Source organism: Pseudomonas sp. FG35 (assembly GCF_057809295.1).
In genome coordinates this window covers 38303-49965 of the sequence record NZ_JBMDJR010000023.1, presented here as the reverse complement: position 1 = coordinate 49965, position 11663 = coordinate 38303, and the positions used below count along the sequence as shown (strand labels likewise).

Genomic DNA, 11663 nt, shown 5'->3' with positions numbered 1-11663 from the left:
AGCCTTCCGATGGGGCCGGCACGTCAAGAGCGGTACTCGAGCTAACGCTCATTGTGTTGAGTGGTGGGAGGCAAAGCCAAAGCCAAGCCAAAGCAGGGGGAGTTTTGTGTTTTTAACCTGAGTTCACCTCGGTGTCTCAAGTCGGCGTATCCCTCCCATACACCTCGGTCGGTCCCCTCTCCCTTCGGGAGAGGGCTAGGGTGAGGGCAGCGTCCTGACTGACCTACCACATACCGTTCTCCCGCAGAGATTTCATCAGCATTTATGCCGGATATCGACTGACCTCGACGTTATCCAGTACTCGATTCACCGCCAGTTCGGCGAGCATGATGACTTGTTGTATCCCCAGAATCCGGTGCCGTTGCGGTGAGTCGACATAGGCCGCCACATCACTGGCCATGACGCTGGCCGAGGCCAGGGATTCGCAGGCGTGGGCCAGCAGGCTTTCGTCGTCCATGTCCGGTGAGATCTGAAACATCTGGCTCGGTTTACGGCCGGGGCATTTTTTCGGGAGGGGATTGAAGTGGTGATCGAGGGCGCGTTCGGCGGCTTCGTGGAGTTTCCTGGAATCGGCGGATTCGTAGGGAGAGGTTTCGTCAGTTTCGGGTGGATTGGGCGTCGGTTTCTTCATGAAAACATTACTCGATGGCTGGTTGAGTTGAAGCTGCCATCTTTCGTTTTCCAGGCGAAAGGGTGGCAGCTGTGCACGGACTGGAAAAACCGGTCAACCATCCAACCCGGCAGGCCCAAGAGCCTCCCGCGCACAGCCGCCATAACACTGCGAGCTGAAAAGGGCCGCAGTATGCCACGAGTATGGTTGGTCGAAATCGGGTTTTCCAGACCCGGCCGCTGATGCGTCAGCGACCCCCAAAGCCTATCCACCCCGTTTCCGAGGGACAACCGACGCGACGCGTCGGAAACATCCCCCAAAATCACGCCATCTGTAGGACGACAAACACGTTTGGAAATGTGTGCTTGCGCCGCGTTTATCCTCCCGACCCACTGTCCACAGTCCCACCCTGCTTCTGATCAAAGAATTCCGGAATCTCGTGTGTGTAGCTCTTCAGCCAGCGTTGCATGCTCAGTTCGCGTTCGTTGGGGGTGCTAGTCTGGGGTTTCGTGGAGGCGGCTTTGTTGCGGCTTTGCAGGAGCAGCCAGCCTTCGGTTTCCTGTTGTTGCGCCGAGGCGGGGCCGGGGTCGATGGCGTGGGTGGTCAGGGGCAGGGCGAGGAGGGTGAGGCAGAGCGCGGTGGCTTTCATGGCGGGGCTCCTTATTTGAGCATCGCGGTGGCGGCTGCGGTGACGGGGCTTGGGGTCTTGAGTTTCTGGGCGCGGGTCTGGGCCTCGTTGAATTGCTCAGGGCTCAGGTTCAGGCGGCTGACCAGTTCGGCGGCGCGGGTCCAGTCGTCCTGGTAGAGCAGCAGCGTCACCAGATTCAGGGCGGCCAGCGAATCGCTCTGCTTGAGTTCCATGGCGGTGAGGAATTCGAAGCGGGCGTCTTCTATGCGCAGTTGGTTGAGGTACACCACGCCCAGGTCGTTGCGGATTTTTTCGTCGGTGGGGGCCAGGCGGGCGGCGCGTTGCAGGTGAGCCTGGGCCTGGCCGTAGTCGGCGCGGGCGGCGGCGAGCTGGCCGAGGCCGTGTTCGGCTTCGGCGGCCAGGCAACTGCCGAGCAGGCCGCGATACAACGGTTCGGCTTCGCTGCGTCCCAGCAGGCGATAGACCTTGGCCTTGCGCAGGCGGACGTCGGCGAGGTTGTCCGGCAAGCTTTGCAGGTTGGCCAGGCTGGCGTGCAGTTTGCCGTCCTTGGCCATGTCGTCGGCCAGGGTCATCGACAGCTGTTGTTCCTGGCTCAACGGGCCGCAACCGGCGTTCGGGTTCAGGGCGCTCCACGGCGTCTGGCCGTTGCTGGCGCAGCCGCCGAGCATCAGCAGGGTCAAACTGGCAATCATTGCTTTCATGGCGATTCCTTCTATGAGCCCAGTGCCCGCGCCAGGGCACTGAAGCCCGGGCCTGCGAGGACGATCAACAGCGCCGGGAAGAGAAACATCATCATCACGACGGACATTTTGGCGGACATTTTCGAGATGTATTCCTGCAGCCTGGTCAGGCGTCGGTCATCGAGCAGTTGCTTGAGCGCCAGCAGCGATTTCATCGCGCCCCCACCCTGTTGCAGCAGTTGCTGAAGGATCACGCAGGTGTCGGTGAATTCGTCCACCGCCAGCAGGCGCGTGGCCTTGTTCAGTTCCTCGCCCAGTTCCAGGCCCGAGTCGACCCGGGCCAGCACCAGGCGCAATTCCTGGGTCAGCACCGGCAGCAACGTCTGGCCTTCGTGGCTGAGCACGCGCAACGCCTGCTCGACGGCCATGCCGGCTTCGAACAGGATGCGCAGCAAAGGAATGAAGGTCGAGATTTCCGTGGCCAGTTGTTTTTGCCGGCGGCCGGCGGCCATCGCCAGCAGGCGTTTGGGCAACAGGTAGCCGATGCCGAGGGCAAACAGCGGGGCGATCCATTGACGCTCGATGTGAGGAAACAGCACCCCTTGCAGCAAGACCGCCACGCTCAGCAACAGCAGCGGCGTACCGATCTGGCAGGCGGCGAACAGCGAGCGCTGGCGGGCGCTGCGCCAGCCGAGGCGGTTGAGCAGGGTCTGGGTTTCGTTGTCGAGCTTGACTGCGCGCTGGCCGAGGGCGCTGCCGCCAAGTACTTGCAGCAGGTTGCCGAAACGATTGTCGCGCAGCAGCGCACCTTCCAGCCGCCGCGTGACCTGTCGCGAGCGACGGCGGCGGTCGAGCAGGCCGCTGATCAGCAACAGTGCAGCGCCCAGCATCAACAGGGCGCTGATCATCAGAGGCATGGTCATAGGCTGCGCAACATCCGCCAGAGCAGCAGGCTGCCGATCACCTGCAGGCCGAAGGCGCTGGCGAGCATCATCTGGCCGGAATGGTCGTTCCACATGGCGATCAGGTATTTGGGATTGGACAGCAGAAAGTACCCGGCCAGCCCCACCGGCAGCAGGCCGAGCACCCAGGCGGTGATGCGGGTTTCGCCGGTCATGGCGCGCAACTGGCGCGATGCCTGGTCGCGTTCGCGGATCATCCGGATCAGGTTTTCCAGCAGTTCGCTGGCGTTGCCGCCGTAGCGGTGATTGACCTTGAGGCCGACGGCGAACAGGCGCAATTCGTCCTTTTCATACAGCTCGGCCACATCGCCCACGGCCTCCGGCAGGCTCACCCCCAATTGCACGTTGCGTTGTACCCGGCCCATGGCGTGTTTCAGCGGGTCCTCGCTGGCGTCGATCGCGCCCAGTACCGCGTCGGCCAGGGTGCGTCCGGATTTCAGGCTGCGCACCGTGTGGTCGAGCAGTTGCGGCAGTTGTTCGATCATCCGTCGCAACCGTCGCTGATAGCGCCAAATGACGTAAACGCGCAGCGCCAGCGGTGGCAGCATCAGCAGCAACAAAAAGCCGATCCAGCCGCCGATGACCAGGCCGATCACGCTGCCGAAGGCCCACAGCAGCAACCACAATTCGAGACGATCCGGGTGACCGAGACCCGCCCGCAAAAAGGCGCGCTCCAGTCCCGCCCAGCGCGGTTTCTCCGCCAGCAGTCGCGGTTGTCCCTGATTCAAGCGGTCCAGTACCCGTTCGGTGCCGCTCTGGCGCCAGCCGTTGTAGAACAGGCGCAGCGACAGACCGAGCAACGCCATACAGATCAGGATCAGCAACAGCGGTTTGAGCATGTCGTGGTCCTCACGGTGACAGCGCCGGTTCGCGGCGCAACTTGTCACCGGCCGGGTTGACTGCTTCACGCAGAAAACCGAAACCGGTGCGGCGGTCGAGACGGAACAGGGTGTTGGTGACGTAGACGTCGTCGCGTACCCCGACCACTTCCACCACTTCGCTGACGCAGCGGCGGCCGTCGGGCATGCGCGTCAGTTGAATGATCACGTCGAGTGCCGCGCAGATCATCTGGCGCAGGGTGCGTTCGGCAATGGTGCGGCCGGTCAGGCCCACCAGGGTTTCCAGGCGCAGCAGCGCGTCCTGGGCATTGTTGGCGTGGACCGTGCTCATCGAACCGTCGTGGCCGGTGTTCATTGCGGTCAGCACGTCGACCACTTCGACCCCGCGAATCTCGCCGAGGATGATCCGGTCGGGGCGCATCCGCAGGGCGTTGCGGATCAGGTCGCTGGCCTTCACTTCGCCGTGGCCCTCGGCGTTCGGCGGGCGGGTTTCCAGGCGCACCACATGCGGATGGCAGAGTTGCAGTTCGGCGACATCTTCGATGGTCACCAGCCGTTCGTGGGGGTTGATCAACTGGCTGAGAATGTTCAGCAGGGTGGTCTTGCCGGTGCCGGTGCCGCCGCTGATGAGGATGTTGCAGCGCTTGCCGACGGCCTCGGCGATGAAATCGAAAATCGCTTGGTCGATGGTCTGCATCGCCAACAGGTCGGTGCTTTTGAGCATATCCTTGCGAAACTTGCGGATCGACAGGCACGGGCCGTCGAGGGCGATCGGCGGGATGATCGCGTTGACCCGGCTGCCATCGGGCAGGCGCGCATCGACCATTGGCGACGACTCGTCGAGGCGTCGGCCGAGCGGGGCGAGGATGCGCTGCATCACCCGTTCGACGTGGTGCGCATCGATGAAGCGCAGGTCGCTCAGGTGCAGCACGCCCTCTCGTTCGATGAACACCCGGTGTGGGCCGTTGACCAGAATCTCGGTCACGGCGCTGTCGCGCAGCAGCACTTCCAGCGGGCCGAAACCGGTCAGCTCGTCGACGATTTCTTCAGCCAGACGCTCCATTTCGTAGCGGGAAATCGCCAGGTGCAGGCGGGCGATGTATTCGCCGACCTTGTCGATGACGAACTGCGACAACACTTGCCGCGAGCCTTCCAGCAGGTTTTTCCCCGATTCTTCGATGGCGTCGATGATGTAGCGGTGCAGCACCAGTTTCAGGCCGTCGTGGTCGGTGTTGCCGGTGGCGTTGCGCTGCGGCCCGCCAAACAATTGCTCGCTGCTCATGAGCTGCCTCGCAAGCGATCGAACCAGGTGACTTTGGGTTTGGCCAGGCCTTCGGAGCGCTTGGCCAGTCGTTCGCCGAGGGTGCGCAGACTCTGGCTGATGGCTTCGCGCGGGGCGAGTTCGAACAGGGTCACGCCCTGGTTCTTGGCATTCAGGCGCACTTCCGGGCTGTAGGCCAGCACTGCGATGACTTCCAGGCCGAAGGTCCTGCCGAGGGTGTCGGAGTCCGGCGCGACATTGCGCAGGTAGCGATCCACCAGCAGCCGGCCGTGATCAAGCTTCATGCCTTTTTCGCGCCACAGATTGAGCACTGCGAGGTTGCGTCGGCAGTCGAGGACGTTCTGGTCGGTGTACCACAGCAGCTTGTCGCAATGGCTGACGAAGGTGCGCAGCGCTTCGCTGTCGGGCTGGCCGGTGAGGTTCACCACGATGTGCTGGAAGTGCTGGCGCAGGGCGCTGAGCAACATGTACAGCTCGGCAGCGCTGGTGCGTTCCAGCGGTTCGTCGCCGGGGGCATAGGCGAGAATGCGCAACCCGGCCTCGGCACTGGTGAAGGCGCTGTCGATCAGCGTTGCGTCGAGGCGACGCAAATGACGTAACGCATCGCCGAAATGAAACGAACTCTCCAGCCCCAGCAGGGCCAGGCTGTCGCCGCGCGGCAGGCCAAGGTCAAGCAGCAAGGTCTGCTGGCCGCTCTTCTGCACCACCAGCGCCATGTGATTGGCCAGCAGCGCACCGTCGGCGTTGTTCTGAATGCTGTACAGAACCGTCAATCCGCCGAGCTGGGCGTTCGGCGTCACCGCCGGCAGGCGTTTGCTCAGCCGTCGCACCAGCCCGGCGACTTCGCTGGAGCGCGAGCCGTAGGCCACGAAATCCCGGGCACCGGCGCGCATCGCGTTGAGCACCAATTGATTGTCCATGCCGTCACCGAGGGCGACGATCGCCAGCATCGGCTTGGCTTCGAGCACGCCTTCGATCAACGCACTCTGGGCCACCAGATGTTCACGGTCGAGGCCGACGAACACCAGGCTGGCGAAGGTCACGTCGACCAGCGCCAGCAGTTCGTCGAGGCTGCCGCCACCGGCGCTGACCACCTGGCCCAGCGGCGCCAGCGCGCCTTGCAGCCACTCGAGATCGGTGGTGTTGCGGGTGATGGCGAGAAAGGTCTGGCTCAGGCTCTGGCTCATTGCGATAACCCGCTGCGTTTATCGAAGTTGCCGTTTTCCAGGAAGTACAGGCGATACCAGTTCGGGTCGTAATTGCGCAGTTTCTCGCCGGGCAACGACGGCAATGGCGCGTTGACGGCCAGCGGCTGCACCAGGTGCGGGGTGACGATCATCAGCAGCTCGCGTTCTTCGCGGTTGATCGACGAGTTGCGGAAAAACGCGCCGAGTACCGGAATGTCGCCCAGCCCCGGAAACTTGTTCACCTCCGAGGCATTGCGGGTACTGATCAGGCCGCTGATGACGAAGCTTTCGCCGTCTGCCAGGGAGATGCTGGTGTCGGTGCGGCGAATGGTGAAGGCCGGCACTTTGGTGCCGCCGATGGTCACGCCGTTGTTGTAGTCCAGCTCACTGACTTCCGGGGCGACCTTGAGGGCGATCCGGTCGTTGCTGACCACGGTCGGGGTCAGGGTCAGGCGGATACCGAATTCCTTGTACTCGATGGAGTAGCTGTTGCTGTTGGCGCTGGGCACCGGGATCGGCACCTCGCCACCGGCGAGGAAACTCGCACTCTGTCCGCTCAAGGCAACCAGGCTTGGCCGCGCGAGGGTGTAGGCGAAACCGCTGCCTTCCAGCGCGTTGACGATGCCGAGGAACTTGCTGCTGCCACCGCCCCAGACGATGTTGAACATGTCGTTGGCCAGCGGAATGCTCGGCGCGGCGATGCGTGGGTCGATGTTGAGCAACGGAACCACACCCGGCGTGACCCCGGTGTTCGGCACGGTGCCCGGGGCGCCGAACAGAAAATTGTTGGAGCCTTTGCCATAGATCGACGTACCCGCTTCCTTGAGTTTGGTGCGGCTGACTTCGACGAAGCGGATGTCTGTCTGCACTTGCGAGGGCAGGTTCGGTTCGCTGCTGGACGGCAGCGCCGCCGCAGTCATCGCCGCACTGGCCTTGCCCTGCACGAACACCATGCTTTGACGCGGTGTGCTGGCGCAGGCGGTCCAGATCATCAACGTGGTGGCGCCGGGGCCGACGCCGGTGAGCAACACACCCTGATCGCCGGTCACGCGCACATCGGCGATCTTCGGATCGCCCACGGCCACCCGAGTGATCGCCACCGGCGATTGCACGGCCTGTTGCAGGCCTTCACCGACTTCCAGCACGGCCGGTAGCGGCGCAAGCGCAGCGCAGTTGCCGGTGGCGGCGGCCGCGCTGCCGATCGAAGCCACGCTCAGCAAGGAAAACTGCAGCCAGTGGAACAGGGGCGTAAAGCGTTTGCGCATGGAGGTGCATCCTTGCTCGATTCAGTGCGTGGGTTCGGCGGATTCGGTGCCGCGAATCACTTCCACGGCCGGTTTTCCTGGAACGGTCTGACTGGCGACCGCCATGGGTTTGGGTGGCGGTGTCAACGACAGTTGGCTGAACTCGATCAACTCGCGTCGAGGGCTGTCGAGGCCGGCGGCGACGTTGTTGTCGCCGGCCCAGTAGCGGGCCAGTTGTTGTTCGTCGGCGCTGCGCACGGCCAGCCGCAATACGCCGGCGCTGGAGGCCAGCATCAGGCGGTTGAGCAACGGCTCAGGCACCGCGAGCACCACGCTGCGGGCGGCGGCGCGCAGTTGTTCCTGCTTGAGTTTTTCTTCTTCGCTGTGGGCGGGACTGGCGGGCTGGCCGCTGTTGGTCAGGCCCATCTGACTGCCCACGCCCAGCACCCGCACGGCAGGCACCACCAGTTGGGCGGTCGGCTGCGGGTTGTTCTCATCCTTGCGCAAGAACAGCAGCACATCGACATAATCCCCCGGTGCCAGTTGGCCGCCGGCATTGATCACTTCATCCACCGCGACCGCCAGTGCGCGTTCGCCGGGACGGATCATCCGCGCCAGCGGGCTGCCGGCCTCGAAGCTTTCCTGGGTCAGCCAGGTGCCGGCGGACAGGGCGCGCCAGGGTGTGCGGCCGATCACCTGATCGACGCTGGCCAGGCTGCCGGCGGGGGCGGTGCGCAGTTTTTCCACGGCGACATCGGCGGCGGTGATGGTCACGAACGGTGCGATATCGCGCACCAGCACCACCACCGGCTGGCGAGTCGGATCTTCTACCGGTGGCGGGGGGGCGATCGGGTTGGCAGGAGCGGCAACCACGGGTTCGGCAGCCGGGGCCTGGCGACTCAAACTGAGCCCCCAGTAACCGGCGATGACGGCACCCAGCAACAAAATGCCGGCCAGACCCAGAGTGACGCGACTGTTCATGACGGCTCTCCCTTTCCCGCTGCGCTCTGTCTCTTGCAACAACCCGTGACGTCCAACGAGATAACTTCGCAATCAGGCAGCTATGAACGAGTAACTATTTCGCTATTTGACGGTAGCGCAGCCCGAACAAAATGCCATTACGCGGGCCGAAATATCCGCCGAAAGCAGGGGACTAAAGCGCCAAACATGGTTTTTTGCCGTTGTATGGGTCGCTAATACTTTGGTGTTAATCCGTTCTTACAGTTGTAGGTCCGGACATTGCCGACAATGCTGATGCTGGCACGGGGAAATCATGTTGCGAACGCATAACACCCGGTGCCTTCAAGGAGAATCAGTCATGTCCTTCGCAAAAAAAACCGTGCAGACAATCAAGTCCCAGATCACTTTTTACAAAGGCCTGGTCAAGGACACCGAAGGGGCGTCGGGTATCGAGTACGCGATCATCGCCGGTATGGTGGCGGTGGCGCTGGCCGCATTCGTGACACCGATCTCGACCGCCATTACCACGATGTTCAACACCATTCAGGCCGCACTCTGATCGGGTAGGCAGCCATGGCCGGCAACTTGCGAATGCGCCCAAGGGGTTCTAACGTCAGCGCTTAGTCCATCGCAGGAATCGCCCTATGTCTTTCTCCCATACGCCCCGCCAACAGTTGCTTCTGGTCGATGACGAGGAGGACGCACTGCTGGAACTGGCGGAGTTGCTGGAGGGGGAGGGCTTTGTCTGTCATACCGCGACCTCGGTGAAACTGGCCCTGCATCATTTGACCCGGCATCCCGATATCGCGCTGGTGATTACCGATCTGCGCATGCCGGAGGAAAGCGGCATGTCGCTGATAAAGCGATTGCGCGAACACACCTCGCGCCAGCATTTACCGGTGATTGTGACTTCCGGGCATGCGGACATGGAGGATGTGAGCGACATGCTGCGGTTGCAGGTACTGGATCTGTTTCGCAAGCCGATTTATCACGTTCGGTTGCTTGAGACGCTGGATAATCTGTTTCCCAAGCCTCGGGTGAATGTTTCTTGAGGGTTTGACTTGGCGGCCTTTGGGCCGACCATGTTGTTGGGGTTTTGGGTGAATATCCGTTTCTGCGGGTGCGCCTGCTGGCGGTTTCGCCCTTACGGCGACTCACTTTTTTGACAAACGCCCGGAGTGCCGGCCCAGTCAAAAAGTAAGCAAAAAAACGCTTGCTCCTGCGTTCGGCCCGCTCGCTGGGGCTCGGGGTTCCTTCGTTCCGGGTTTCATCCGGGGGCATCGCCTACGGTTTGCTTCGCTGCACCTCCTCTCGATGTGTTTGGCTTCGCCAAACGGTCGCTGCGCTCCCCCCCCCGGATGAATCCCTCCACTCAGCCTTCCGACGTCGCCCGTAGATCAAAAGCGGTACTCGAGCTAACGCTCATTGTGTTGAGTGGTGAGGAGCGATAAGCGATAAGCGAAAGCGGACTGCTTTTGTTTGATCGTTCCCACGCTCTGCGTGGGAATGCAGCCTGGGACGCTCTGCGTTCCGATCTGGGATTCGCCGGCGATCAAGCGGCTTACAACTGGTAACTGAAACTGATGCTGTAGCGTGGTCTGCGGTTGAACGTATCCAGCGCTTCATCGGACATCGCCTTGGCGGCTTCCAGGGCGATGTTGTAGTACTTGGCGTCACCGAATCTCAGGCCGAACGCCGCTGATGACAGGTTGTTGGCCTGCACCGGCAATTCATTGAACCAGCTGCGGGAGCGGTCGAGCACGAAGTACGGTTGCAGGATGCGCACCCAGTTGCCATCGCGGTTGAAGCTGTAGTTGATTTCGTAAGCCACGCCCCAGCCCTTGTCGCCGGACGCCTGGTCGTCGGGATAGCCGCGGCCGAAGTTCTGGCCGCCGAATACGGCGCGCTCGCTGTCGGGCAGGGTGTCGTCACTCCAATACAACGCGGCTGACAGTACGCCTTGCCAGTTATCAAAGAACTTGTCGCTCTGCACCCCCGACAGACGCACCCGGAAAAAATCCAGGTCGATGGCGCTGTTGTTGGTGTGCGCTCCAAGGCTGTCGAAGCCTTGATACACCCCGCCACTGAGAATTCGCAGTTGCCGGGCATCGGCCTTGCGCCAGTCGCTTTCGAAGGCAAGTGCGCGGATGTCGGTGCGTTCTTCGACGCTCAGCGGGTAGCCGATGACGTTGTAACGGGTCTTGTCGTTGACCGCGTACAGGCGCGATCCGGCTGTCAGCAACTCATCCGAAGCGGCAATCAACGGCAGGCTGAAGCCGAGGGAGTAACGATCATTTTCGCGATGCGGCTTGAGTTCCAGACCGTTATTCAGCAGTACGTTGGTGCCGGGATCGGCCCGGTAGCGTGAGGCCGACAGGCTCAGTTGCGCACCTTCGTCGTTGATGAACTGGTTGTAGTCCAGCCGGTAGTAACGCTCATGGTCATCCCCCGGTGGAAACAGGCCGCTGAGGCTCAGCTGTTCGCCCATCGAGGTTTTTGAATTGCTGCTGATACCGAGCAAAGCCTGGGTGCCGTTGCGGTTGTCTTCGGTGGTGCTCAGGGTGCTGGTGAACGGTTTGCGGCTGGCCTGGGCGATCAGCGTGGTTGCGCCATCGGTGGTGCCGGGCGGTGGCACCTGGGCCTGAATCGTCACGCCGGGAATGCGGGTCATCAGTGTGGTGTAGCGCTCGAACGTCTTGCGTGTGAGAGGGCGCTCGGCCTGGAGCTTGGCGGCCAGTCGGTCGAGCAGGGCTTTGACCCGCCCCACGTCGCCCGCGATCTGCACGTCCCGGACATAGCCTTCCACCAGTACGACGCGCGCCACGCCGTCATTGAAGGTCTGCTGTGGCAGGAAGGCGTAGGACAGCAGATAGCCGTCCTGTTGATAACGTCGAGTGATCGTGCGGGTGGCTTCGATCAGGTCGGCGAGGCTGCTTTCACGACCGATCAGGGGTTTGTAGATTTCTGCCAGTTCATTCAGCGGATAAAGCGTGCCGCCCTCGATCTGCACGGTATTGAGTCGGATCTTCGTGCTCGTCATCAACGGCTCGGAGGCGCCGGGCTCCGGCACTTGCAGTGGCGCAGCACCCGGTCGATAGGCATCGGCGGGCAGGTTCGGCACCGGCAGGTTGCGGATCGTTTCGTTGCTGTTGAGAAAGCTCGGCAGGGTGTCGGCAAGGGCAGAGGAACTGAGACTGAGAAACAGCAGGGATGCCATAACGCGCATAGGACACTCCATGTTCAACCCCCG

The 11663-nt window shown here is 62.4% G+C and carries 12 protein-coding genes; 2 read left to right on the top strand and 10 right to left on the bottom strand.

Translation table 11 applies throughout. From position 1 onward, the window contains the following. Positions 1-262: 262 nt before the first annotated feature. The 9 genes from ACODTD_RS27705 to cpaB all read right to left on the bottom strand — a co-directional run bounded on the left by ACODTD_RS27705 (position 263) and on the right by cpaB (position 8434). Positions 263-631 carry a DUF6124 family protein gene (locus tag ACODTD_RS27705; RefSeq protein ID WP_011332283.1) on the bottom strand — a complete coding sequence of 123 codons (369 nt, stop codon included), beginning with the start codon at positions 629-631 and terminating at the stop codon, positions 263-265. Positions 632-986: 355 nt separating this feature from the next. Next, positions 987-1259, bottom strand: coding sequence for a DUF3613 domain-containing protein (locus ACODTD_RS27700; protein WP_011332284.1), 273 nt, complete (start codon positions 1257-1259; stop codon positions 987-989). 11 nt (positions 1260-1270) lie between these two features. Then, entirely contained in the window at positions 1271-1960 is a 690-nt protein-coding gene (locus ACODTD_RS27695) for a tetratricopeptide repeat protein (protein WP_011332285.1), read from the bottom strand. An 11-nt stretch (positions 1961-1971) separates the two neighbouring features. Continuing rightward, positions 1972-2862, bottom strand: a complete 891-nt coding sequence (locus tag ACODTD_RS27690) for a type II secretion system F family protein (RefSeq protein WP_011332286.1) — start codon at positions 2860-2862, stop codon at positions 1972-1974. Continuing rightward, entirely contained in the window at positions 2859-3740 is an 882-nt protein-coding gene (locus ACODTD_RS27685; RefSeq protein WP_011332287.1) for a type II secretion system F family protein, read from the bottom strand. The genes ACODTD_RS27690 and ACODTD_RS27685 overlap by 4 nt, the downstream gene beginning before the upstream one ends. 10 nt (positions 3741-3750) lie before the next feature. Further along, positions 3751-5022 carry a TadA family conjugal transfer-associated ATPase gene (locus ACODTD_RS27680; RefSeq protein WP_489105398.1) on the bottom strand — a complete coding sequence of 424 codons (1272 nt, stop codon included), beginning with the start codon at positions 5020-5022 and terminating at the stop codon, positions 3751-3753. Further along, entirely contained in the window at positions 5019-6209 is a 1191-nt protein-coding gene (locus ACODTD_RS27675; RefSeq protein WP_011332289.1) for a CpaE/TadZ family protein, read from the bottom strand. Before ACODTD_RS27675 ends, ACODTD_RS27680 begins: the two co-directional genes overlap by 4 nt. Then, positions 6206-7474, bottom strand: a complete 1269-nt coding sequence (locus tag ACODTD_RS27670; protein WP_011332290.1) for a type II and III secretion system protein family protein — start codon at positions 7472-7474, stop codon at positions 6206-6208. Before ACODTD_RS27670 ends, ACODTD_RS27675 begins: the two co-directional genes overlap by 4 nt. A 21-nt stretch (positions 7475-7495) precedes the next feature. Beyond that, positions 7496-8434 (bottom strand): Flp pilus assembly protein CpaB, encoded by a 939-nt coding sequence (cpaB, locus tag ACODTD_RS27665; RefSeq protein WP_201817332.1) that lies wholly within the window; start codon positions 8432-8434, stop codon positions 7496-7498. 337 nt (positions 8435-8771) lie between these two features. Between cpaB and ACODTD_RS27660 the strand changes: the two genes are divergently transcribed. Further along, on the top strand, positions 8772-8972 hold the full coding sequence (locus ACODTD_RS27660; protein WP_041475130.1) for a Flp family type IVb pilin: 201 nt from the start codon (positions 8772-8774) through the stop codon (positions 8970-8972). Positions 8973-9057: 85 nt separating this feature from the next. Beyond that, positions 9058-9465, top strand: coding sequence for a response regulator (locus tag ACODTD_RS27655; protein WP_011332293.1), 408 nt, complete (start codon positions 9058-9060; stop codon positions 9463-9465). A gap of 509 nt (positions 9466-9974) precedes the next feature. Here the strand turns inward: ACODTD_RS27655 and ACODTD_RS27650 are convergent. Beyond that, the gene (locus ACODTD_RS27650) at positions 9975-11639 is read right to left on the bottom strand and encodes a ShlB/FhaC/HecB family hemolysin secretion/activation protein (RefSeq protein ID WP_041475131.1); all 1665 of its coding nucleotides are present in this window, start codon (positions 11637-11639) and stop codon (positions 9975-9977) included. Between the last annotated feature and the right edge of the window lie 24 nt (positions 11640-11663).

Coding starts and splice junctions, on each gene's coding strand:
- ACODTD_RS27705 (WP_011332283.1), bottom strand. CDS start 631: ATGAAGAAACCGACGCCCAATCCACCCGAAACTGACGAAACCTCTCCC.
- ACODTD_RS27700 (WP_011332284.1), bottom strand. CDS start 1,259: ATGAAAGCCACCGCGCTCTGCCTCACCCTCCTCGCCCTGCCCCTGACC.
- ACODTD_RS27695 (WP_011332285.1), bottom strand. CDS start 1,960: ATGAAAGCAATGATTGCCAGTTTGACCCTGCTGATGCTCGGCGGCTGC.
- ACODTD_RS27690 (WP_011332286.1), bottom strand. CDS start 2,862: ATGACCATGCCTCTGATGATCAGCGCCCTGTTGATGCTGGGCGCTGCA.
- ACODTD_RS27685 (WP_011332287.1), bottom strand. CDS start 3,740: ATGCTCAAACCGCTGTTGCTGATCCTGATCTGTATGGCGTTGCTCGGT.
- ACODTD_RS27680 (WP_489105398.1), bottom strand. CDS start 5,022: ATGAGCAGCGAGCAATTGTTTGGCGGGCCGCAGCGCAACGCCACCGGC.
- ACODTD_RS27675 (WP_011332289.1), bottom strand. CDS start 6,209: ATGAGCCAGAGCCTGAGCCAGACCTTTCTCGCCATCACCCGCAACACC.
- ACODTD_RS27670 (WP_011332290.1), bottom strand. CDS start 7,474: ATGCGCAAACGCTTTACGCCCCTGTTCCACTGGCTGCAGTTTTCCTTG.
- cpaB (WP_201817332.1), bottom strand. CDS start 8,434: ATGAACAGTCGCGTCACTCTGGGTCTGGCCGGCATTTTGTTGCTGGGT.
- ACODTD_RS27660 (WP_041475130.1), top strand. CDS start 8,772: ATGTCCTTCGCAAAAAAAACCGTGCAGACAATCAAGTCCCAGATCACT.
- ACODTD_RS27655 (WP_011332293.1), top strand. CDS start 9,058: ATGTCTTTCTCCCATACGCCCCGCCAACAGTTGCTTCTGGTCGATGAC.
- ACODTD_RS27650 (WP_041475131.1), bottom strand. CDS start 11,639: ATGCGCGTTATGGCATCCCTGCTGTTTCTCAGTCTCAGTTCCTCTGCC.